Origin of the sequence: Flavobacterium agrisoli (assembly GCF_016522065.1) — a bacterium.
Taxonomy (GTDB): domain Bacteria; phylum Bacteroidota; class Bacteroidia; order Flavobacteriales; family Flavobacteriaceae; genus Flavobacterium; species Flavobacterium agrisoli.
In genome coordinates this window covers 130202-152534 of record NZ_JAEHFV010000003.1, presented here as the reverse complement: position 1 = coordinate 152534, position 22333 = coordinate 130202, and the positions used below count along the sequence as shown (strand labels likewise).

Here is a 22333-nt window from a genome sequence, read left to right as displayed (position 1 = left end):
ATTTTAACCATCATTTACTTAAACTATTGTTTCATGAAAAAAATCAATTTATTGATGGGTGCAATTGCGCTTTTATTTGCCTCATCGCTTAGTGCTCAACAATTTAATACAGGAAGTTACAAAAAACAAGTTCGAATCAACCTCTACGGTGCTTATGCATTTGAAGACAGTTTTGACTCGTATTATGATTTAGGAGATTACTACCAAGGACAATTACAAGGTGGTTTTATGTATGGAGCTGGAGTAGAATTTGAAGTAAAACCAGGTTCTTTTGTAGAAATATCATACCAACGTATGGATTCGAATGCGCCAACTCAATATTACAATGGTGGTTTTTTTGATAAATATGCTGATTTTGACGTAGCTACCAACTACCTTATGGTTGGAGGTAATCAATCCTTTAGAAGAGCTGGATCTCCTGTTGAAGGTTTTATCGGTGGGATGTTAGGTATCGGAATTATCGGAATTGATAACCCTGAAACTAATTTTTCGGATTCTGCTACAAAATTCGCATGGGGAATTAAAGGAGGTATGACGTATTGGGCATCTTCGGCAGTAGGAATCAAAATGCAAGCACAACTTTTATCGGTAACACAATCTGTAGGAGGTGGTGTCTATTTTGGAACTGGAGGAGTAAGCACAGGATTAAGCTCTTATTCTTCCATCTACCAATTTACTTTAGGAGGTGGTTTGGTTTTCAATTTAACCAATTAATAATTTGAAAAAAAGACAAAAAAATACCTGCTCGTTGGCAGGTATTTTTTTTACATATCATGGACAGTAGCCCTACTATTTGCCGTTATAAAACTCAAATCATAACCGCCAAATTTTTTCATATAACTTCGTATTGAAGTTCCGTAGGCATCGCGAAGTCGTTTTTTACCGTTATTTTTAAAAAATCGTTTTACCGATCCAGCACCGCCTAAGTGTGCCGCTGCCAAAATACCCGATTCGGTAATAGTTACGCCTCCGATAATTTTACCGCAATATTTTTCAATTTCGTTTCTTAAAACCCATTTATTCTGAGCTAATAAAGCTAAAATCGCTTTTTCTTGCAAAGCGGGACTATGCAAAAATTTGCTGTCGTTTTTTATACCAACGGTACGTAGTGTTTCCGAACCAAATTGGTATTTCCCCATATAACCCAATGAATTTACTTTCCGATAGTGACCTTGAGATTCTTTTAAAGCGAGCGCTTCTTTAAAACCGTTTAACCTTTTTCCTACATAAGGAATATTTAAACTTACATAATCTTCTTGTTTTTCTGAAGGAAACAAATAATCAGATTCAGAATTTTTTTCGGTCAAAAACCAAGGACTGGTTTCTAATTTAAAAGGTTTAAAACCTAAACTTAAAAAGGCAACTATAATTGCCAAAGTGGAATAAAAATGCCATTTCTTTATCATAAATTGTTTTTCTTTTGAAACTGTCACTTTCAAAAATTTCTGCGCGCAAAGATACAATATATATTATAAAACTGAAAATCAATTTGTTAAACATAAGCCAAAGTCAAAAATAAGACTTTAACTTACTCGTTGATAGTGGATTCTACAAACTAACAAACTCATTTTTCAAAAATAAAACAGATCTACTACTGTTTAACTAAAATGATATTTACATCAATTTTCGACTTAAAAAGCAACAAAAAATCTATCTTTTAAACGTTTTCCAAAAAGAATATTTTGCTAGGATTATAAATAAAAAGACAATTATATACTAGCAATTGCTCAAAACCAATTTCAAACTAGGCGTGATTATTAAAATAAAAAAACCAGTAACATGAAATGCACTGGTTTTATAAATGGGAAAAAACTGAATTAAGACTAATTTATCTGTTCACTCCTTGCGCATTAATCCAGTCGGCATATTTTTTGGCATTAACATTATGCTCAGCTAAAGTAGAAGCAAATTCATGGTAACCAAAACGATCTACACTGGCACAGAAATAAATAAAATCATTTTTCTCGGGATTTAAAACTGCTTCTAAAGCCGTAATATCGGGCATGGCGATAGGTCCTGGAGGTAATCCAACATTCATATACGTATTATAAGGAGATGACATTGTCAAATCTTTATAAAAAACACGTTTGATAACTTGGTCAAAATCATTTGTTTTTTTCTTAATTGCATAAATTACGGTGGGATCGGCTTGTAACGGCATGCCCAATCGCAAACGGTTTAAATAAACGCCTGCAATTCGGGGTCTTTCATCTTTTTTTACGGATTCTTTGTGAACAATTGATGCTAAAATAGTTGCCTGTACTGGTGTTAACCCTTGTGCTTTGGCTTTGGCAACGCGTTCATCTGTCCAAAAAATACGGTATTCCTTAATCATTTTATCTCGGAATTTAATGGCCGAGGTATTCCAATATACTTCGTAGGTATTGGGAATAAACATACTAAAAACATCGTCTTTCGTAAAACCGTTTTCTTTCATAAAAACAGAATCCGTAATGGCCGCAACCAACGAAGTACTGTCGGCTTCAATTTCAGAACCAATTCGGCCTGCAAAATTTTCCAAACGTTCTTGGTTATTAAATGCCAATTTTACTGGAATATTAGATCGCATGGCACGAACCAAATCGATATTATTCATTCCTTTTTTAAGTAAAAAACGGCCCGCTTTTACGTTTTCTGGATAGCTGCGTTTATTCGCAACCATTTCAAAGCGATCTATATTTTTCACATAAGGTTCTAATATCTTTTTTACGTCTTCATAATTAGAATCTGTGGGTACGTAAACATAAACTTCGTTTTCTTCAAATTTGGTGTTACTGCTAAAAATTTGCACCAACAAATACGACCCGTAAAGCAACAAAACAGCAATTACAACAACTGCAACGGTTGAAATTATTTTTTTGATATTCAAAATCTTATAATTTATTTTTTATTGATTAATTGAAAAATAGCTTCATCTTGATACCTTCCGTTTACTAAAATCCAATCTTTTTTTACTCCGATATTTTCGAAACCAAATTTAGCAAAAAGAGCCATACTTGGTTTATTTTGAATACCAATATTTGCAAATAATTGATGTAAATTTAAATGAGAAAATGCGTAATCAATCATAACGCTTAACGCCTCTGTACCAATACTTTGATTTCGGTTTTTAGAAGTATGGATAACAATCCCTATTCCGGCGCGGTTATTTTTAGGATCAAAATCAAACAAATCTATCAACCCAATTGCTGGAAATTCATCATCTTGACAAATGGCCAACCGAAGTTGTTTGGCTTCGTAAATATCTTGATGGGCATTTTCGAGGTATTGCTTGATTAAAAAACGACTGTAAGGAGTTTGTGTATTGCTTACTTCCCAAATATCCACATCATTTTCTATAGCATAAATAAACTCCAAATCCTGAGGTTCGAGTGCTCTAAGAAAAATAGTATCGCCTTTCAAGGGTTTCATCAAGTGAGCTAATTTTAAATTTCGATTGTGCCTTTAAATACAAATTGCGCAGGACCTTTCAAAAAGACATTGGTATAACTAGCGCCTCTTTTTTCAAAATACACTTCTAATTGACCCCCTTCCACATTCATATTTAATTTGGTTTCATTGGTCTGTCCCGTTGCATTCATGGCAATAGCAACCGCTGTAGCCCCTGTTCCACAAGCCAAGGTTTCATCTTCTACGCCACGCTCATAGGTACGCAAAGCAAATGTATTGTCGTTAATTTTCTTAACAAAATTAATGTTACTTCCTTTTGGAGCATACAAATCGCTATAACGTAATTGGGCACCTTTCCCTTTTACATCACATTGTTCTAAATCAGGAACTAGCTCAACGTGATGTGGTGAACCAGTATTTAAAAAAGTATAATTTTCATGAAAATCAATTTCAGGAACATCAATCATTTGCAAAGCAACCAAGCCATTTTGATCAACCGATGCGTGATGTAATCCGTCTGTGGCAATAAAAATAGTTTTACTATTAATCACGCCCAATTGTTGGGCAAAAGCAACTAAACAACGTCCGCCATTACCACACATCGAACTTTCGTTTCCGTCGGCATTGTAATACACCATTTTAAAATCGGTATTCGAATCGTTCTCAAGTAAAATAAGTCCGTCGGCGCCTATTCCAAAACGTCTGTCACACAAACGTTCAATAATTTGTACATTTTCTTTGGGGAAAAATTCACTACGATTATCAATCATAACAAAATCGTTTCCTGTTCCTTGGTATTTATAAAATTCTATCAGCATTTTTTTGTAATTGAAATACAAAAATACAAACTATTAATGATATGTTAATCATCGTTAAAGAGCGTTAAACCGTTTTATGGAATTATTTTTTGCCTTAATTTTACTATCAATAAATCAAATATGAACAAAACCATGAAACGATTATCTACCTTATTTTTAGTATCGCTTTTTAGTGGTACTATGACGCTTGGTGCCTACAAGTTATTATTTGAAAACAACGATTCCTTTTTTGGAAATCACAAATCGATTGTAACGGTAGCCCCAAATTCGTATACCAAAAATGTGGGCTTACCTGCCGATGCAGTTGATTTTACGGCGGCTGCCAACGAAACCGTACATACAGTGGTTCACGTAAAAAATGTTTCGAGAAGAACCGTAACCAACCCGATGTTAGAATATTTTTATGGCTACGGAGGCGGTCAACAGCAAGAACAAGTCGGAACGGGATCGGGAGTCATTATTTCGGCAGATGGTTATATAGTAACCAATAACCACGTAATTAAAGATGCTTCGGAACTCGAAATCACGCTAAACAATAACAAATCATATAAAGCAAAATTAATTGGAACCGATTCTAAAATGGATATTGCCCTTTTAAAAATCGATACTTCCGATAAACTGCCTTATACTACTTTTGCCAATTCGGATAATGTAAAAGTGGGCGAATGGGTTTTGGCAGTAGGAAATCCGTATAATTTAACCTCGACCGTTACCGCTGGAATTGTTTCGGCAAAAGCCAGAAGTATGGGCGGTGATGGGATTCAATCCTTCATACAAACTGATGCGGCCGTTAACCCAGGAAACAGTGGTGGTGCGTTAGTGAATACTCGTGGCGAATTGATTGGAATTAACACGATGATTTCGTCTCCAACCGGAAGTTACACTGGCTATTCGTTTGCGGTTCCTTCTAATATTGCCCGAAAAATTATTGAAGATATTATGGAATACGGAAACGTGCAACGTGGTATTTTAGGTGTGCAGGGTGGCGAATTAAACGCATCCGTTTCTAAAGAATTAGGCGTTTCGCAAACCGAAGGCTTTTACATTAATGCAGTTTCAACTAAATCGGGAGCCGAAAAAGCAGGATTGAAAAAAGGTGATATTATCATCAAATTAGACGAGCAAAATATCCATTCTTATGCCGATTTATCGGGATATATTAATACCAAACGCCCTAATGATGTGGTACAAGTAACCTATTTACGTGATGGAAAAACCAAAGTATCCCCAGTAACTTTAAGCAAAAACGAATTTTATTCGACCGAATTTAAAGGAATCGAATTGGAAAACATCAATGCTACCGATAAGAAAAAATTTCGATTGAATTATGGCGTTAAAATCAAATCCATAAACAATGAAAATTTGGCTCAATATGCCGATGAATTAGAAGGTAATATTATCTTGAGTGTTGATAACGTAAAAGCTACCGATGTGGAAACGGTTTCGAAAATTTTGAATAACAAAGACGATAACCAAAGCATACGTATTGAAATGATTAATAAAAACGGAGAAATCATGCGCGTGATTATTTAAATCTCTTGCGATTTATTCCAATAAAAAAAGCTGTTCAACATACGTGTTGAACAGCTTTTTTATTATGAATTTTAATTTTTACTAATTCAATTAAATTCTTATTTGAAATTTTCTATTTAAGAAACGACTAAATTTTCTCAGCAGTCCAATCAATCGCTGCCCGGTAATCCGATTTTAAAAACGATTTAAATTCACCCGAAATGGTTTTATCAAATTCTAACGCATATCGAATTAATCTTTCGGAATCGGTAACCAAAGCACCACGAGACCAATCCACCGAATTTTTTATGCGAACCAATCCTTCATGCAACCACGCTCCAAGCGCAAAATCAGTGGGTGCTTTTTCAAATAGCAACAAGTAATTGGCGTTTTTGTTGGTATTAATATAGTCTTTCAATTCCTCTATAATAACATCAAAATCGGCTTTTAACAAATCGCCAACAGCCTTAAATCCAATCATATTAGCAGGTAATTCATTTATACGTACAATCATAATAGTAAAATTTGAGGGTTACAAAACGTTGTCACAAAAATAAAACCAGAAGACCGAATGAGATTTATGTATATTAAGTGAAAGTTTATATAATTCCTACATTAACAGTTATTAAAGAGGGTTATTGGCAACATTAGAATCCACTAGTGCTATTCCATAAGAAATTAAATGCGCCACTTCGGGTCTTTGATTTTGAAGCTTTTCTAAATATAATTTTAACTCGGCAACCAATTCAAAATCCTTTTGTAAAAAAGCCAATTCAAAAATTTCCACCGCTAACAACCAATCTTTTGGATCTAATTGTTGCAATTCGGTAAAAATTGTTTTGAGATTGGTCTTCATATCTCGATTTTCTCGAATATCCCGAACTTGTTGGTAAAGTGTTTCTACTTTTTTTCGATGCAAATCAAAATCTGCTTTTATCGTTTTACTAGAAGGCAGTTGCTCCATCAAATCAAAACTGGTATTATCAGCCGGTCCCGAAAATGCCGAAACCACTTTTTTACCCACCGCCATGTCGTAAATTCCCCATTCGGGAGCAAATAAGATAGTATCATTGTGCTTAACAGTACAATTTTTAAAACTTATCAAAATAATTTCGCCGTGTAAATTTCGTTTACCCGTAATAATTTCTCCTTTAACGGTAATATTTCCTTCAAACTCCAAACAAACCGTTTCGTTTTCGACAATTTTATAGGCATTTAAATCCATCGGACTCATGTCTTCTATAGCCAAATTAAATCCTTTCAATTTACCAATCGGACTACCAAAACCTTCTTTATGAGCACCAGTACCATGCCCAACCAACTCTTTCTCTCGATATGAAAGAGCGGTTTTTCCGGTGGTTTGTATGTAAATCGGTTTGCCATATTCTGCTAAAACATTCGTAAAAACACCCGAAATTTGTAATCCCGTACTCAACTCAATCGTTCCTAAGGCTCCCGAATCAATCAATTTTTGAACGCCGGAAAAACCGCCCGTTCGTAAAGCCATTTTATTGGCAAATTCTTCTAAAATTAAACTCAAATGAGCAAATGTAGGCGTTACATACAATTGCGGTTGCAACTGAGTAATATCAAAACTTTGCTGTGCAGCCGAAATATCATACGGTATTTTGGCAACCGCATTGGTCATACAATGCGCACTTTCTCCGATAGAGGAAAGCAAACCCGCTCCATAAATTTTAGGATTTTCTAAAGTACCTATCAAACCATACTCTACTGTCCACCAATGCAAATTCCGAATTTGAGCCATTTCTGACAGAGAATTGGTATCGTTTTGAAGTTCCTCTACTTTTTTAGCAGCTTCGGCAATGATTTCGGGCGAGGTATTTTCGGCCTCTTTGACAATAGAAAGCCATCGAATAGCCTCGTAAATTTCATAATCTTTTTTAGAAGAAATTGCTTTGGAGCCAATTTCGCCAAAACGTCGTAAATATTCCGCATATTCTGGATTGGCAATAATTGGTGCATGACCGGCACTTTCGTGAATAATATCGGGAGCGGGTGTATATTCGATATGCTCCAATTGTCGAATATCGGAAGCAATAACCAAGACATTGTAAGCTTGAAATTCCATAAAAGCATTCGGTGGAATAAATCCATCCACCGCAACCGCAGCCCAACCAATATCGGCCAAAATACGGTTCATGCCGTACATACTCGGAATTCGATCAATTTCTATTCCGGTTTTGCGTAATCCTTCTTGATACGAATGATGCGCTACTTGCGCCAAATAGGCCACATTTTTACGCATTACATAACGCCAAACCGCGTGATTTATAGGGGTATAATCGCTATAAACTTGCGGTTTTATAAATTGTTTTAAGTGTTGTGGCAAACGATCCAAAAGCGGATTGGTTTCAATAGTAGGCTCCATTGTAAATTAGTAAGTATTACTCTTTAAATTTACAAAATTTTGCCTACATTTTGAGAAAAACTCAAAATCAAATAACTAAAAGAAGCCTTTATTACTTTTTATTGAAATTTTCTGGATTTCGGAAATACTCAATTTTATACATAAACATATAGGCCATATTAGCTGCCCGCATTTTGGCCTCTTCAGCAACGGCACCTTCAAATAAATCAGTAAGGGTTTGAGTAAAAAGCTCCATCCATCGATCAAAATGTGCCTGATCAACCGTTAACTGTTTGTGTGGCGGAAAAGGACTTCCGGAATAGGTATGCTCTTCTAATAAAATAGTTTGCCAAAAACGGTACATTTTTTCGAGATGCTCCGGCCAACGATTTTGAATTTTAGCGTTGAAAATAGGTCCAATTAAATCGTCGCGTTGCACTTTTTCATAAAACGTATTCACCATCAACTCAATGTCGGGCAAGGTTTGAATATCCTTTTTCATATTTAACCAATTAACTGCGTGAACAAATCGGGTTTATCGTTTAAATAATTGAAATCAAAACCATTTTCAATCATTTTGGTTTTGATATTGACAATGTCTTTTTTGTTTTTCAATTCAATACCCACCACAACCGAGCCCATTTCGCGACTGTTTTTTTTAGCAAATTGAAAATACGTGATATCATCTTCGGGCCCTAAAATAAAGTTTACAAAATCTTTAAGCGCACCCGGCCGTTGCGGAAATTGCACCATAAAATAATGCATCAATCCTTCATACAACAACGACCGTTCTTTGATTTCGGCGGTTCTCTCAATATCATTATTGCTTCCGCTCACAATGCAAACCACGTTTTTACCTTTTATTTTTTCTTTATAAAAGTCGAGTGCTGCAATGGTTAAAGCACCCGCTGGCTCTACCACCATAGCTTCTTCGTTATACAAACGTAAAATCGTGGTACATACTTTACCTTCGGGCACCAATACAATATCAGCCAGGCGGTCTTTGCAAATTTCGAAAGTTAATTTTCCAACTTGTTTTACCGCGGCTCCATCTACAAATTTATCAATCGATACCAACGGTGCATTACTTCCTGATTCGATTGCGGTTTGCATCGAAGGCGCTCCCAAAGGTTCCACTCCAATTATTTTGGTTTTCGGACTCAATCGAGTGAAAACTTCTGATAATCCGGCAGCCAAACCGCCGCCACCTATAGGCACAAAAACATAATCAATCGGATTAGGAGTTGAGGACAGAATTTCGAGTCCGATAGTCCCCTGCCCTGCTATCACCTTTATATCATCAAATGGATGAATAAACACCCGATCATTTTTTATTTTATCTTCTACTGCCGAAGCATACGCATCATCAAAAGTATCGCCGGTTAAAACAATTTCCACATACGATTTTCCAAACAATTGTACTTGCTTAATTTTTTGTTTCGGAGTGGTTTTAGGCATATAAATTACTCCTTTTATTTGAAGTAAATGACAGGAATAGGCCACACCTTGCGCATGATTACCGGCACTGGCACAAACAATGCCTTGCAATTTTTCGTCATCGGTTAAGGCACTCATTTTGTTATAGGCACCCCGAATCTTATACGAACGAACCATTTGTAAATCTTCTCTTTTAAGTAAAATAGTAGCATCAAATTCATCCGATAAATTCAGATTTTGTGTAAGCGGAGTAAGACTCACCACCCCTTTTAATTGTTCGCTGGCAAGTTGTATTTCGTCAAATAAGTTCATTTGTATGGGCTTTTAAAAGAAAAAACCTCCGTTTTGAAATGGAGGTTAACAATCTATAATTTCTATAAATAAAGTACATAACTTCGGAGTTGATTAGGACTAATCGAAAATATTCTTTGTTATATAAATTATCTTCACGTTGATTTCTGTTACAAAAATAACACTCTAAAATTAAAATTCAATTTTAAAAAAGTATTATTTTTTAGAAACTTGCGGAGGATATTGCGCTAAAATTTGTGCTACAAAATCGGCAATTTTTTCATCTTTTTTATCGATGTTTCGGGTAAGTTCGCCAATACCTTCACCTTGCCAAACCAATTCTTTCTTTTTAGCATCGACAAAATCAATAAACAAAGTGCCTTGCGTAGAAGTTGAAACCGATGTAGAAGGCCAACCGTACATCATATACGGATTCCATCCATAACCCCAGCCGTAACCCCAACCAGCACTAAACTGATTTACATTCACTTCTTCACGAGTTTTGGTAAAAATATTAACCAACAAATCGGGATTATCACTTTTGGTAAATCCTTTGGCAGCCATTTGATTTTCGATTGCATGCAAAATTCTTTTTTTATCTAAATCGGAAATTTCGACTTTATCCACTCCTGGTTTATAAAAAGCATAGGTTTTAAATTGAGAAAAATTGACCGATTTATCATAATCAGAATAAACACTAATGGAGCTACAAGAAGCCAAAAGCATTACAAAAAAAACGGAAAAAAGTTTAAATGTTTTCATAATAATGGGAATTAAACAAGCAGTTAATTATTAAAATTACAATAAATTTTCATCGATTAAATTAGGTAAGGTTACTTTTAATAATGGCTCTGCTTCCATCGCTTTTTTAATCGCAAAAATAGCTCCTTCGTTTCTAGCCCAACTCCTTCTGGAAATACCATTGTTTACATCCCAAAAAAGCATTGATTTTAAGCGCATTGAAGCCTCATTACTACCATCAAGAACCATACCAAATCCGCCGTTAATTACTTCTCCCCATCCTACTCCACCACCATTATGTATCGAAACCCAAGTAGCTCCTCTAAAGCTATCCCCAATTACATTTTGAATAGCCATATCGGCTGTAAATCGTGAGCCATCATAAATATTAGAAGTTTCGCGATACGGCGAATCGGTTCCTGAAACATCATGATGATCGCGACCCAAAACAACGTACCCAATTTCGCCACGAGCAATTGCTTGATTGAACGCTTCGGCAATTTGAATACGACCTTGTGCATCGGCATATAAAATTCGGGCTTGCGAACCGACAACCAAATTATTGGCTTGAGCGCCTTTAATCCATTTGATATTATCCGCCATTTGTTGCTGAATTTCCGCCGGTGACTCTTGGGCAAGTTTTTCTAAAACCTGAGAAGCAATAGCATCGGTTTTGGCTAAATCTTCGGGTTTTCCAGAAGTACATACCCAACGGAAAGGACCAAATCCGTAATCAAAACACATAGGCCCCATAATATCTTGCACGTAGGAAGGATAACGAAACTCTCGACCTAAAGTAGGGTTTTCGGCCATAACGGCTCCTCCCGCTCTCGAAGCTTCTAACAAAAAGGCATTACCATAATCAAAAAAATAAGTTCCTTTTTCGGTATGTTTGTTAATTGCTTCGGCTTGGCGTCGTAAAGATTCTTGTACTTTTATTTTAAACAATTCAGGGTTATCGGCCATCATTTGATTGGCTTCTTCAAAACTCAAACCAACCGGATAATAACCGCCCGCCCAAGGATTATGCAACGAAGTTTGATCGGAACCCAAATCGATTTTGATATTATGATCGGCAAAAGCCTCCCAAACCTTGACTACGTTTCCTAAATAGGCTATCGAAACCACTTCTTTTTTGGCTTGAGCAACTTTAATCCGCTCCAATAATTGGGTAATCGAACTGCAAATTTCATCAATCCAACCTTGTTCATGGCGAATTTTTGTAATTTTCGGATTCACCTCGGCACAAATAGTAATACAACCGGCAATAGTTCCTGCTTTGGGCTGTGCACCACTCATTCCGCCCAATCCAGATGTAACGAACAAACGGCCTTGTGGCTCTTTTTTTATTTTTCGAAAAGCATTTAAAACCGTAATTGTGGTACCGTGAACAATTCCTTGTGGTCCAATATACATATAACTTCCTGCGGTCATTTGCCCGTATTGCGAAACCCCTAAAGCATTCATTTTTTCCCAATCATCGGGTTTGGAATAATTGGGGATAGTCATTCCGTTAGTCACAACCACACGAGGCGCATTAGGATGAGACGGAAACAATCCCATGGGATGACCGGAATACATGACCAAAGTTTGCTCGTTTGTCATCTCGGATAAATACTGCATGGTAAGCAAATATTGCGCCCAATTTTGAAATACAGCACCATTACCGCCGTAAGTGATTAATTCATGTGGATGTTGTGCCACAGCAGGATCCAAGTTATTCTGAATCATAAGCATGATGGCTTTGGCTTGCTCCGACTTTCCGGGATATTCTGTTAAAGGTCGCGCATACATGCCATAATCAGGTCGAAAACGGTACATGTAAATCCGGCCGTACAGCGCTAATTCTTCTTTAAAATCCGGAAGTAATTCGGCATGCTGATGGGCTTCAAAATAGCGCAACGCATTGGCAAGAGCTAGTTTTTGTTCTTCTTCATTTAAAATTTCTTTACGTTTTGGAGCGTGATTAACCGTAATATCGAACGGTTTTTTGGCTGGTAAAACAGCTGGAATTCCTTGTTGAATTAGATCTTTAAAATTCATTTAGGCGTTTTTTAACAGTTTTTGAAATTATTTTCGCAATCTATTGGTTCGTTTATCGTAACCATACGGGCAATGACGGCATCCGCTTTTACAGCAATATCCACGTTTTAAATGGTATTTTTCGGTGAAACATTTATAACCTTCGGGTGTATAGTAAAAATCTTCCCCTTCGATTAATTTATTTTCATTACTTTGTTCTTTCATTAATTGACATAACTTTTGGTGACATTTGAAAAACCATAAATTGTATTTTTCGCTAATTAGCTATGATTTTTATACACAAATTTACAAACTTTACTACCAATGTATCTTATTCATACTAAATATTTAATTCCGAAAGGATACCGCGGCCTTACGCTTTATCCCTTTGTTTTGATAAAATACAAACAAGATAAAACCAATGCCATTTTCATTAATCACGAAAAAATACATTTAAGACAACAACTTGAAATGCTCATTGTTCCTTTTTTTATTTGGTACATATTGGAGTTTGTATGGCGTTGGATGAAGTTTAGAAATTTTCATTTAGGTTATCGTAATATTAGTTTTGAAAAAGAAGCCTATTATAACGAGACCGATTTTGACTATTTGAAAAAGCGAAAATTTTTTCAATTTACCGAATACATTTAAAAAAACAACACTTGAATCAAAAGATACCTATTGCTTTTCCTCACGGAATTTCGCTCGAAATAAAACGAGAGGATTTGCTGCATCCTTTTGTTTCGGGTAATAAATTTCGGAAATTAAAATACAATCTCATTGAAGCAAAAAAGCAAAACAAAGACACATTATTGACTTTTGGCGGGGCTTTTTCCAACCATATTGCGGCGGTGGCGTATGCCGGAAAAGAGGGCGGTTTTAAAACAATTGGCATTATTCGCGGGCAAGAATTGGTTTCGAAAATTTCAGAAAATCCAACTTTACAATTTGCTCAAGAATGCGGTATGCGCCTACATTTTGTTTCGAGAGAAGTCTATCGAGACAAAACCAATCCGGATTTCTTAAATCGTATTTCGGCCCAATTTGGCACTTTTTATATGATACCCGAAGGAGGAACAAATGCTTTGGCAGTAAAAGGTTGTGAAGAAATTTTAACCCCCGAAGATACGGAGTTTGACTTTGTTTGTTGTGCCGTTGGAACGGGCGGAACCATCTCCGGAATTATCAACAGCGCATTGCCTCATCAACAAGTTTTAGGATTTCCTGCGCTAAAAGGTGACTTTTTACAAGATGAAATTTGTATTTTTGCAAAAAAAGAGGGCTGGAAATTGATAAATGAATATCATTTTGAAGGTTACGGCAAAGTAAATATCGAATTAATTCAATTTATTAATGCTTTTTTCCAACAAACTCAAATTTCACTAGACCCCATTTATACCGGAAAAATGGTTTTTGGCGTTATTGATTTAATCCACAACGGTTTTTTCAAAGCCAATTCCAAAATACTACTTGTTCATACAGGCGGTTTGCAAGGTATACAAGGCATGAATCAAAAATTAAAAAACAAGAAATCTCCAATACTTTTAACCAATGTATAGCAAAATTCTTCTACTGTTAATTGCCATTAGTTTGGTAAGCTGCCACGCTAGTAAACCTACCATTGTAACCAGTAAAAGTCAGACTTCGCAAAAGCAAAGATCGGTGGTACAAACAACAAAAAAACCGACCTATTCTAAATCAGAATCCAACATTCCCGCCTCTACAAAAAATCAAAATCAAACTACTACAGAAGTTATAGAATCTACTTCGAGAACGGTGGTTTCTAACGACGTTATTGACCATTATATAGCCGCTTATAAAGACGTCGCTATGGGTAATATGAAAACGTATGGCATTCCGGCTAGTATTATTTTGGCGCAAGGTATTTTAGAATCGGGTGCAGGTAAAGGCGATTTGGCCTTAACTGCTAACAATCATTTCGGGATAAAATGCCACAACGATTGGTTGGGCGAAAGTGTTCGCCATGACGATGATGCATCGCAAGAATGTTTTAGAAAATACAACGACGCATCTGAATCGTTTAGAGACCATGCCCTTTTCTTGACTGGTAAAAAAAGATATGCATCATTATTTCAATACGAAAAAGACGACTACAAAGCTTGGGCTAAAGGGCTCCGTGCTGCAGGTTATGCCACCGACCCACGATACCCAGACAAGTTAATGAGTTATATTGAGCGGTACCAATTACACCAATACGATGCGCAAGTTTTAGGAAAAAAATACGATGTAAGTCAGAGTCAAGCTGTTCTTGCCGCTTATAAAAGCACACCAAACAACCCGAATTTTTCTTATTATGAAGTACAAAAGGGAGATACCTTGTACTCTATCTCAAAAAAATTCAATATACTGATAGACGACATCAAAAAAAACAACAACTTATCGGATAATACACTTTCAATCGGACAAAAATTGATTGTAAAATAATCCCATTCTTTTAATAAAAGTACAATCAGAATGACATATCAAAGAAGTAGCCAGCTTTTTGCTGAAGCCGAAGCAGTAATTCCCGGAGGAGTAAATTCGCCCGTTAGAGCTTTTAAAGCCGTTGGTGGAACTCCCATTTTTGTAAAAAGCGCAAAAGGAGCCTATTTATACGACGAAGATGGAAATCGGTACATCGATTATATTAACTCTTGGGGACCTATGATTTTAGGTCACGCTTACGAACCGGTTGTAACTGCGGTCACCGAACGTGCTAAACTCGGCACCTCTTTTGGAACGCCCACTGCTTTAGAAACCCAAATTGCCGCTTTAGCTGTTTCGATGGTACCCAATATTGACAAAATACGTTTTGTAAATTCGGGAACAGAAGCTTGTATGAGCGCAATACGATTGGCAAGAGGTTATACAAAAAGAGACAAAATCATCAAATTTTCGGGTTGTTATCACGGTCATTCGGATTCGTTTTTAATCCAAGCTGGTAGCGGAGCTGTAACTTTTGGTAGTCCTAACAGCCCAGGTGTAACACAAGGTACCGCAAAAGATACTTTATTGGCTTCTTATAATAATTTAGAGAATGTAAAAACGGTAATAGAAGCAAATCCAAATGAAATTGCAGCCATAATTATCGAACCGGTTGCTGGTAATATGGGATGTATTCCTCCTCAAAAAGATTTTTTAGAAGGCTTACGAACGCTGTGTACTGCAAACGGAATTTTATTGATTTTTGATGAAGTCATGACAGGTTTTAGATTGGCTAAAGGTGGCGCACAAGAATTGCTAAAAATTGATGCCGATATTGTTTGTTTCGGAAAAGTTATTGGTGGCGGATTGCCAGTTGGTGCTTTTGCGGCCCGCAACGAAATCATGAATCTTTTGGCTCCTTTAGGCCCTGTTTACCAAGCCGGAACCCTATCTGGGAATCCGTTGGCAATGGCAGCAGGTTTGGCTATGCTAGAAGCACTGAATAATGATACGGCAATTTTTGACCGTTTGGCCGAAAAAACAGCTTATCTCGCCAAAGGAATTAATACTGTTTTAAAAGCAGCTAAAATTGAATTTACCATAAATTCAGTTGGCTCGATGATTTCGGTTCATTTTGATTCCAATCCGGTTACCGATTTTAAATCGGCTGCAAATGGTGACAACGAAACCTTTAAAAAATTCTTCCACGGTTTGTTAGAAGAAGGCGTTTACATTGCTCCTTCTGCTTACGAAACCTGGTTTATAACCGATGCTTTAACTTACGAAGATCTGGATTTTACTATTGCCGCTATCGAAAAAGTGGCGCAAGGTTTATAAAACAAAAACATTGCTACAACAAAAAGGTTTGAATTCGTTCAAACCTTTTTTTGTTTCGTTTTTGTTCTTTTTAAACCGCTAAAACCGTCGTGCTTTTTACTTCTGAAATAACAAAAACAGTATTAATGGTCGAAACTTCGGGTAAAATGGATAATTTTTTCTGATGAAAATGATGGTAACTTTCCATATCCGGAAGGACAATTTTAAGCATATAATCAAAATTTCCCGAAACAAAATTACACTCCACTACTTCGGGTAAATTCAGAATCGATTTGTTGAATGCTTCCGAAATATCATAGGTTTGTTTATTTAAAGTAACCTGACAATAAACCGTTAAATGTTTGCCTAGTTTTTTTTTGTTCAAAATGGAAACATATTTTTCTATAATACCTTCTTTTTCCAATCTTTTAACGCGATCATGAACTGGTGTTAGCGAAAGGTTTATTCGGTTTGCAATATCTTTCAAAGTCAAATGTGCATCTTCTTGCAGGAGGCGTAAGATTTTTTTGTCGGTTTCATCTAAAATCATAGTATACTGGGTTTAGGATTAGCTCCTCGAGGCGTTTCTTAACAGTTATTTTTTCTTTAATTCATTACAAATAACCCAAAAAAAAGAAGTTTTTCATTCAAAAATATTAAAAAAAATTAATATTTTCTTAATTCCACTGCAAATATCGTTAGTATCTTCGGTATGCATACATTTGTCCTATAACAACTAAAAACGCTTCATTATGATTATAGGTGTTCCAAAAGAAATTAAGAATAACGAAAACCGTGTGGCACTTACTCCTGCTGGAGTTGCCGAAATGAAAAAAAACGGTCACGAAGTATATGTACAAACTGCTGCCGGAGAAGGTAGTGGGTTTAGCGATCAAGAATACATTGCCTATGGTGCTCAGATTTTGGGAACAATTGAAGAGGTTTATGCTGTAGCCGAAATGATTATGAAAGTAAAAGAACCAATTGCTTCGGAATACAATTTAATTCGAAAAGACCAATTGGTATTTACCTATTTTCATTTTGCCTCATCAGAACCTTTGACCCATGCGATGATCAAAAGTGAAGCGATATGTTTGGCTTACGAAACAGTTGAAAAAGCAGATAGAAGTTTACCATTGTTAATTCCGATGTCGGAAGTAGCGGGCAGAATGTCTATTCAAGAAGGTGCTAAATATTTAGAAAAACCTTTAAAAGGTAGAGGTATTTTATTAGGTGGTGTTCCAGGAGTTCCTCCGGCCAAAGTATTGGTTTTAGGCGGTGGAATTGTAGGTACACAAGCCGCTAAAATGGCTGCTGGTTTGGGAGCTCAAGTTACCATTATGGATGTGAGTTTACCACGTTTGCGTCAACTTTCAGAAATCATGCCTGCCAATGTTATGACCATTATATCTAATAGTTATAACATTCAAAATGCTATTAAAGAAGCCGATTTAATTATTGGTGCGGTATTAATTCCGGGGGCAAAAGCACCGAATTTAATTACCCGCGAAATGTTAAAAGACATGCGTCCAGGAACTGTTTTAGTAGACGTTGCGGTAGATCAAGGAGGTTGTATCGAAACATGCGAACCTACCACACACGAAAATCCAACTTTTATTATAGATGACATTGTACATTATTGTGTAGCCAACATGCCTGGTGCAGTACCGTACACTTCAACTTTGGCTTTAACGAATGCAACCCTTCCGTATGCTGTACAATTGGCAAATAAAGGATGGAAAAAAGCATGTGCCGAGAACGCCGAACTTAAAAAAGGATTGAATATTGCAAATGGTAAAATTGTATACAAAGAAGTTGCCGAAGCTTGGAACTTACCATTTGATGAAGAATTAGTATTAGAACCTAATTTCTGATATTAAATAAGTGCTTACTAACACTTTTATAAAGGCTCGTCTTCATTGACGGGCTTTTCTTTTTTAAAATCAGAATAAGAAAGTATCCTAAAAAAGTTAGTACCTTTAACCTTCAATTTCTTTAAAAATTCATATAAATATAACGCTCATGAAATCCGTATTACAAACTGCATTTGCACTTTCATTATTTTTTTCGTTGGCCGCTTGCGACGCTAAAATAAAAAACGCCAAAACCGAAACGGCCAAAATTTATGGCAATTGTGAAATGTGCGAAAAAACAATAGAAAAAGCAGGAAATGTAGACCAAGTTGCTGCTGTTGATTGGGACAAAGAAACCAAAATAGCTACTATAACTTTTGATTCGACTTTAACCAACAAAGAAGATATTTTAAAACGAATTGCGATGTCGGGTTACGATAGCGAAAATCATTTGGCTACTAACGAAGCATACAAAGAATTGACCGATTGTTGCCAATACGAACGCAACCCGAAAGCCAGTCATACACCCTCTTCAGAATCAGCAACCACTACTACACCAGTAGCGCTTTCAAAAGACAATCCGCTGTCACCCGTTTATGCTGCTTATTTCGAAGTTAAAAATGCCTTGGTACAAACCGATGCTAATACAGCCGCAGCCAAAGCTAAAAATTTAGTAACTTCAATCAAGGCAGTTAAAATGTCTGATTTAGAACCAAAAGTACATACCGAGTGGATGAAAACGGTAAAATCGTTAGAAGCAGATGCCAATACTATTGCCAATGCTAAAGATATTGTAAAACAACGTAGCGCATTTACTACTTTATCTCCAGCCATGTACAACTTAATGAAAATCACCAAAAATGGAGCGCCTGTTTACTACCAATACTGCCCAATGGCCAATAATGGTAAAGGTGGAAATTGGTTAAGTACCGAAAAAGAAATTCGCAATCCGTATTATGGTTCTGAAATGATGAATTGCGGAGGAGTGAACGAAGTCATCAATTAAATGAAAATTTACATCAAAAATATGGTGTGCGACCGTTGCAAAATGATGGTGAAGTTAGAGTTAGCCAAACACAAGCTTCACCCTCTTTTGGTCGAATTAGGTGAAATAGAATTAGAAGAAAATAACATTGATCTTGTAAAAACCGAATTAAGTAATGGTTTACAGGCTTTGGGTTTCGAATTAATGGATGACAAAAAAAGCAAGCTCATCGACAAAATTAAAACCTTAATTATCGATTTGGTTCACCATAAAAATAATGCTTTATCGCTGAACTTATCCCATTATCTCACGCAACATATTCCGCAAGATTACAATACGTTGAGCAATCTTTTTTCGGAAGTAGAAGGCACTACGATTGAAAAATACTTCATTGCTCAAAAAATCGAAAAAGTAAAAGAATTGCTACTTTACGATGAGCTTACTTTAAGCCAAATTGCCGATTTATTACACTACAGCAGTGTGGCTCATTTAAGTAATCAATTTAAAAAAGTCACCGGTTTCTCTCCTTCTTACTACAAAAAACTGAAAGAAAAGAAACGACAACAAATTGATACTTTGTAAATTTTACAACTCATTCCCAAAATTTTACAATAGCTACCCGTTATCTAATGCGTAATTTTGTATTACTAATCTTAAAAAGAAAAGTAATGGAAAAACGCTATCATATAAACGGAATGTCTTGCAACGGTTGCAGAACAAAAGTTGAAAAAGCACTTAATGCAATAGAGGGTAATGAGGCCGAAGTCACTTTAGAGCCACCTGTGGCCAAACTTAGCATGAGCCACGAAATTCAGTTGGAAGAATTACAGGAAAAACTGCATTCCGTAGGCTCGTATTCGATTACAGATGACCTCAAAAAAGAGACAGAAATCAAGGATCACCATCACCAACATACATCTCATCACCACCACCCTGCTGTTCCCGAAGGAAAATATTACTGTCCCATGTTTTGCGAAGGAGAAAAGGTCTACGACCAACCTGGAGATTGTCCTGTTTGCGGAATGGACTTGGTACAACAACCTATTTTGCATCAAAAAGCCATTTACACTTGCCCGATGCATCCAGAAATTACTTCCGATTCGCCGGGAAGTTGTCCAAAATGCGGAATGGATTTAGTTGCGCAACAACCCACAGCAACTACCGAGAATAAAACCTATCAAAACCTACTACAAAAATTCAAAATTGCGGTGGCTTGCACGCTTCCTATATTTATTATTTCCATGAGCGACATGCTCCCCAATAATCCATTATACCAGATTTTACCTTTAGAAAAATGGAATTGGATTCAGTTGCTTTTATCGCTGCCGGTTGTGTTTTATGCGGGATGGATTTTCTTCAAAAGAGCTTGGAAATCTATTGTCACGCTACAACTCAACATGTTTACTTTAATCGGAATTGGAACGGCTGTGGCTTTTATTTTTAGCTTAGTTGGCTTGTTTTTTCCAGCAATTTTTCCGGACGAATTCAAATCACATCACGGCAATATTCACTTGTATTTTGAATCGGCAACTGTCATTTTAACTTTGGTTTTATTAGGACAATTGCTCGAAGCAAAAGCACACCAACAAACCAGTGGCGCCATTCAGTCCTTACTACAATTAGCCCCAACAGAAGCGACCTTATTAAAAAACCAAAAAGAAGAAGTTATTGCCATTCAAGAAATTCAAAAAGGCGATTTACTTCGAGTGAAACCAGGCGAAAAAATTCCGGTTGACGGAAAAATAAAGGAAGGAAACAGCGCAATAGATGAATCGATGATTACCGGCGAGCCAATACCCGTTGATAAAAAGGAAGGCGACTTGGTTAGTGCCGGAACACTTAACGGCAATAAATCGTTTGTAATGATGGCCGAAAAAGTGGGTTCGGAAACACTTTTATCACAAATTGTTCAAATGGTAAGTGATGCCAGCCGTTCGCGCGCACCCATTCAAAAATTAGCCGATACAATTGCAAAATATTTTGTTCCCATTGTTCTTTTAATTGCGATTCTGACTTTTGTAGTCTGGCAATTTTGGGGACCCGAACCGCGTTTTGTTTACGCATTGGTAAATGCCATTGCCGTTTTGATTATCGCCTGTCCCTGTGCTTTGGGTTTGGCAACTCCAATGTCGGTTATGGTGGGTGTGGGTAAAGGGGCGCAATCTGGAATTTTAATTAAAAATGCCGAAGCATTAGAAACTCTAAACAAAGCAACTGTTTTGGTAACCGATAAAACCGGAACCCTTACAGAAGGTAAACCTGTGGTGGAAAAAATAGTCACATTTGAAGAAAATCAGCCTCTAGATTTAGTTCAACTTATTGGTTCTTTAAATCAATCGAGCGAACATCCTTTGGCAGCTGCCATGGTCCATTTTGCAAAAGAAAAAAATAGTGCGCTTTCTTCTACTACTCAATTTGAAAACATCACCGGAAAAGGGGTTACGGGAAATGTTGAAAATAAAACAATCGCTTTAGGAAACGAAAAACTCATGTCGCAATTGGGAATTACAATTGAAAGCGCTCAAAAAACGCAAATTGAAACCGAACAAAAACAAGGCAAAACGGTTTCGTATATCGCGGTAAATACAAAATTGGTGGGGTTTATTACCATTGTAGATGCCCTTAAAAAAACGAGTATATCGGCCATTCAAAATTTACAAAAAGAAGGCATGCAAGTTATGATGCTTACGGGAGATAACGAAAACACAGCCCAATCGGTAGCAAAACAATTGGGTTTAACCGATTTTAAAGCGGGACTTTTGCCTCAGGACAAACAATCTTTTATTAAAGATTTACAAGAAAAAGGAGAAATTGTTGCTATGGCGGGAGACGGAATTAACGATGCACCTGCTTTGGCTCAAGCGGATATCGGAATTGCAATGGGAACCGGTACCGATGTTGCAATAGAAAGCGCCAAAATAACGTTGGTAAAAGGCGATTTACAAGGTATTGTAAAAGCAAAAAAATTAAGCGAAGCCGTGATGAAAAACATCAAACAAAATCTGTTTTTTGCGTTTTTCTACAATGCATTAGGTATTCCGATAGCAGCAGGTATTTTATATCCTTTTTTCGGCATTTTATTATCGCCCATGTTGGCAGCAGTAGCCATGAGTTTTAGTTCGGTTTCGGTTATTTTAAATGCACTCCGTTTACGAAATACAACTTTATAAAT

22 protein-coding genes are annotated in these 22333 nt (G+C 36.5%); 10 read left to right on the top strand and 12 right to left on the bottom strand.

All coding sequences use genetic code 11. The features are described 5' to 3' along the window. Positions 1-33 precede the first annotated feature (33 nt). Complete coding sequence (locus tag I5M07_RS08950) at positions 34-714, top strand: hypothetical protein (RefSeq protein WP_200106014.1); 681 nt, start codon at positions 34-36, stop codon at positions 712-714. Positions 715-764: 50 nt separating this feature from the next. On the opposite strand, the gene I5M07_RS08945 is transcribed toward I5M07_RS08950, so the two are convergent. The 4 genes from I5M07_RS08945 to dapF form a co-directional block, all read right to left on the bottom strand. After that, positions 765-1406, bottom strand: a complete 642-nt coding sequence (locus I5M07_RS08945) for a peptidoglycan-binding protein LysM (RefSeq protein WP_200106012.1) — start codon at positions 1404-1406, stop codon at positions 765-767. A gap of 422 nt (positions 1407-1828) precedes the next feature. Beyond that, a complete protein-coding gene (mltG, locus tag I5M07_RS08940; RefSeq protein ID WP_200106010.1) occupies positions 1829-2869 on the bottom strand; it encodes an endolytic transglycosylase MltG in 1041 nt (346 codons plus the stop codon). 11 nt (positions 2870-2880) lie between these two features. Further along, a complete protein-coding gene (locus I5M07_RS08935) occupies positions 2881-3411 on the bottom strand; it encodes a GNAT family N-acetyltransferase (RefSeq protein ID WP_200106003.1) in 531 nt (176 codons plus the stop codon). A gap of 14 nt (positions 3412-3425) precedes the next feature. Further along, positions 3426-4208: a diaminopimelate epimerase gene (dapF, locus tag I5M07_RS08930; protein ID WP_200106001.1), complete on the bottom strand. Its 783-nt coding sequence runs from the start codon at positions 4206-4208 to the stop codon at positions 3426-3428. A 132-nt stretch (positions 4209-4340) separates the two neighbouring features. Between dapF and I5M07_RS08925 the strand changes: the two genes are divergently transcribed. Continuing rightward, positions 4341-5741, top strand: coding sequence for a trypsin-like peptidase domain-containing protein (locus I5M07_RS08925; protein WP_200105999.1), 1401 nt, complete (start codon positions 4341-4343; stop codon positions 5739-5741). A 127-nt stretch (positions 5742-5868) separates the two neighbouring features. Here I5M07_RS08925 and I5M07_RS08920 read toward each other — a convergent pair whose 3' ends face one another. The 7 genes from I5M07_RS08920 to I5M07_RS08890 form a co-directional block, all read right to left on the bottom strand. Further along, a complete protein-coding gene (locus I5M07_RS08920; protein ID WP_200105997.1) occupies positions 5869-6234 on the bottom strand; it encodes a SpoIIAA family protein in 366 nt (121 codons plus the stop codon). Positions 6235-6345: 111 nt separating this feature from the next. Beyond that, positions 6346-8112: an aromatic amino acid hydroxylase gene (locus I5M07_RS08915; protein ID WP_200105995.1), complete on the bottom strand. Its 1767-nt coding sequence runs from the start codon at positions 8110-8112 to the stop codon at positions 6346-6348. A gap of 91 nt (positions 8113-8203) precedes the next feature. Next, complete coding sequence (locus I5M07_RS08910) at positions 8204-8593, bottom strand: group III truncated hemoglobin (protein ID WP_200105993.1); 390 nt, start codon at positions 8591-8593, stop codon at positions 8204-8206. Between the two features lie 2 nt (positions 8594-8595). After that, the gene (ilvA, locus tag I5M07_RS08905) at positions 8596-9840 is read right to left on the bottom strand and encodes a threonine ammonia-lyase IlvA (protein WP_200105991.1); all 1245 of its coding nucleotides are present in this window, start codon (positions 9838-9840) and stop codon (positions 8596-8598) included. A gap of 195 nt (positions 9841-10035) precedes the next feature. Then, positions 10036-10581 carry a DUF4136 domain-containing protein gene (locus I5M07_RS08900; protein WP_200105989.1) on the bottom strand — a complete coding sequence of 182 codons (546 nt, stop codon included), beginning with the start codon at positions 10579-10581 and terminating at the stop codon, positions 10036-10038. A gap of 36 nt (positions 10582-10617) precedes the next feature. Next, entirely contained in the window at positions 10618-12603 is a 1986-nt protein-coding gene (locus I5M07_RS08895) for a urocanate hydratase (protein WP_200105987.1), read from the bottom strand. A gap of 27 nt (positions 12604-12630) precedes the next feature. Further along, on the bottom strand, positions 12631-12807 hold the full coding sequence (locus I5M07_RS08890) for a DUF5522 domain-containing protein (RefSeq protein WP_200105985.1): 177 nt from the start codon (positions 12805-12807) through the stop codon (positions 12631-12633). A 99-nt stretch (positions 12808-12906) separates the two neighbouring features. Here I5M07_RS08890 and I5M07_RS08885 point away from each other — a divergent pair, with 99 nt between their 5' ends. From I5M07_RS08885 to hemL, 4 genes are read left to right on the top strand one after another with little or no spacing between them, the layout of a single operon-like run. Beyond that, positions 12907-13233 (top strand): hypothetical protein, encoded by a 327-nt coding sequence (locus I5M07_RS08885; protein WP_200105983.1) that lies wholly within the window; start codon positions 12907-12909, stop codon positions 13231-13233. A gap of 11 nt (positions 13234-13244) precedes the next feature. Next, positions 13245-14141: a 1-aminocyclopropane-1-carboxylate deaminase/D-cysteine desulfhydrase gene (locus I5M07_RS08880; RefSeq protein ID WP_200105981.1), complete on the top strand. Its 897-nt coding sequence runs from the start codon at positions 13245-13247 to the stop codon at positions 14139-14141. Beyond that, complete coding sequence (locus I5M07_RS08875) at positions 14134-15027, top strand: glucosaminidase domain-containing protein (RefSeq protein WP_200105979.1); 894 nt, start codon at positions 14134-14136, stop codon at positions 15025-15027. The genes I5M07_RS08880 and I5M07_RS08875 overlap by 8 nt, the downstream gene beginning before the upstream one ends. A gap of 30 nt (positions 15028-15057) precedes the next feature. Further along, positions 15058-16344, top strand: a complete 1287-nt coding sequence (gene hemL / locus I5M07_RS08870; RefSeq protein ID WP_200105977.1) for a glutamate-1-semialdehyde 2,1-aminomutase — start codon at positions 15058-15060, stop codon at positions 16342-16344. Positions 16345-16414: 70 nt separating this feature from the next. Here hemL and I5M07_RS08865 read toward each other — a convergent pair whose 3' ends face one another. Beyond that, positions 16415-16873 carry an Lrp/AsnC family transcriptional regulator gene (locus tag I5M07_RS08865; RefSeq protein ID WP_200105975.1) on the bottom strand — a complete coding sequence of 153 codons (459 nt, stop codon included), beginning with the start codon at positions 16871-16873 and terminating at the stop codon, positions 16415-16417. 202 nt (positions 16874-17075) lie between these two features. On the opposite strand from I5M07_RS08865, the gene ald reads away from it, so the two are divergent. From ald to I5M07_RS08845, 4 genes are all read left to right on the top strand, one after another. Continuing rightward, the gene (ald, locus tag I5M07_RS08860) at positions 17076-18197 is read left to right on the top strand and encodes an alanine dehydrogenase (RefSeq protein ID WP_200105973.1); all 1122 of its coding nucleotides are present in this window, start codon (positions 17076-17078) and stop codon (positions 18195-18197) included. 148 nt (positions 18198-18345) lie between these two features. Then, the gene (locus tag I5M07_RS08855; RefSeq protein WP_200105971.1) at positions 18346-19182 is read left to right on the top strand and encodes a DUF3347 domain-containing protein; all 837 of its coding nucleotides are present in this window, start codon (positions 18346-18348) and stop codon (positions 19180-19182) included. Beyond that, positions 19183-19743, top strand: coding sequence for a helix-turn-helix domain-containing protein (locus I5M07_RS08850; RefSeq protein ID WP_200105968.1), 561 nt, complete (start codon positions 19183-19185; stop codon positions 19741-19743). A gap of 86 nt (positions 19744-19829) precedes the next feature. After that, positions 19830-22331 carry a heavy metal translocating P-type ATPase gene (locus I5M07_RS08845; protein ID WP_200105965.1) on the top strand — a complete coding sequence of 834 codons (2502 nt, stop codon included), beginning with the start codon at positions 19830-19832 and terminating at the stop codon, positions 22329-22331. The last annotated feature ends 2 nt before the right edge of the window (positions 22332-22333 follow it).

Excerpts from the sequence above, each read along its gene's own strand:
- I5M07_RS08950 (WP_200106014.1), top strand. The coding sequence starts at position 34 with ATGAAAAAAATCAATTTATTGATGGGTGCAATTGCGCTTTTATTTGCC.
- I5M07_RS08945 (WP_200106012.1), bottom strand. The coding sequence starts at position 1,406 with ATGATAAAGAAATGGCATTTTTATTCCACTTTGGCAATTATAGTTGCC.
- I5M07_RS08935 (WP_200106003.1), bottom strand. The coding sequence starts at position 3,411 with ATGAAACCCTTGAAAGGCGATACTATTTTTCTTAGAGCACTCGAACCT.
- dapF (WP_200106001.1), bottom strand. The coding sequence starts at position 4,208 with ATGCTGATAGAATTTTATAAATACCAAGGAACAGGAAACGATTTTGTT.
- I5M07_RS08925 (WP_200105999.1), top strand. The coding sequence starts at position 4,341 with ATGAAACGATTATCTACCTTATTTTTAGTATCGCTTTTTAGTGGTACT.
- I5M07_RS08920 (WP_200105997.1), bottom strand. The coding sequence starts at position 6,234 with ATGATTGTACGTATAAATGAATTACCTGCTAATATGATTGGATTTAAG.
- I5M07_RS08915 (WP_200105995.1), bottom strand. The coding sequence starts at position 8,112 with ATGGAGCCTACTATTGAAACCAATCCGCTTTTGGATCGTTTGCCACAA.
- I5M07_RS08910 (WP_200105993.1), bottom strand. The coding sequence starts at position 8,593 with ATGAAAAAGGATATTCAAACCTTGCCCGACATTGAGTTGATGGTGAAT.
- ilvA (WP_200105991.1), bottom strand. The coding sequence starts at position 9,840 with ATGAACTTATTTGACGAAATACAACTTGCCAGCGAACAATTAAAAGGG.
- I5M07_RS08900 (WP_200105989.1), bottom strand. The coding sequence starts at position 10,581 with ATGAAAACATTTAAACTTTTTTCCGTTTTTTTTGTAATGCTTTTGGCT.
- I5M07_RS08895 (WP_200105987.1), bottom strand. The coding sequence starts at position 12,603 with ATGAATTTTAAAGATCTAATTCAACAAGGAATTCCAGCTGTTTTACCA.
- I5M07_RS08890 (WP_200105985.1), bottom strand. The coding sequence starts at position 12,807 with ATGAAAGAACAAAGTAATGAAAATAAATTAATCGAAGGGGAAGATTTT.
- I5M07_RS08885 (WP_200105983.1), top strand. The coding sequence starts at position 12,907 with ATGTATCTTATTCATACTAAATATTTAATTCCGAAAGGATACCGCGGC.
- I5M07_RS08875 (WP_200105979.1), top strand. The coding sequence starts at position 14,134 with ATGTATAGCAAAATTCTTCTACTGTTAATTGCCATTAGTTTGGTAAGC.
- hemL (WP_200105977.1), top strand. The coding sequence starts at position 15,058 with ATGACATATCAAAGAAGTAGCCAGCTTTTTGCTGAAGCCGAAGCAGTA.
- I5M07_RS08865 (WP_200105975.1), bottom strand. The coding sequence starts at position 16,873 with ATGATTTTAGATGAAACCGACAAAAAAATCTTACGCCTCCTGCAAGAA.
- ald (WP_200105973.1), top strand. The coding sequence starts at position 17,076 with ATGATTATAGGTGTTCCAAAAGAAATTAAGAATAACGAAAACCGTGTG.
- I5M07_RS08855 (WP_200105971.1), top strand. The coding sequence starts at position 18,346 with ATGAAATCCGTATTACAAACTGCATTTGCACTTTCATTATTTTTTTCG.
- I5M07_RS08850 (WP_200105968.1), top strand. The coding sequence starts at position 19,183 with ATGAAAATTTACATCAAAAATATGGTGTGCGACCGTTGCAAAATGATG.
- I5M07_RS08845 (WP_200105965.1), top strand. The coding sequence starts at position 19,830 with ATGGAAAAACGCTATCATATAAACGGAATGTCTTGCAACGGTTGCAGA.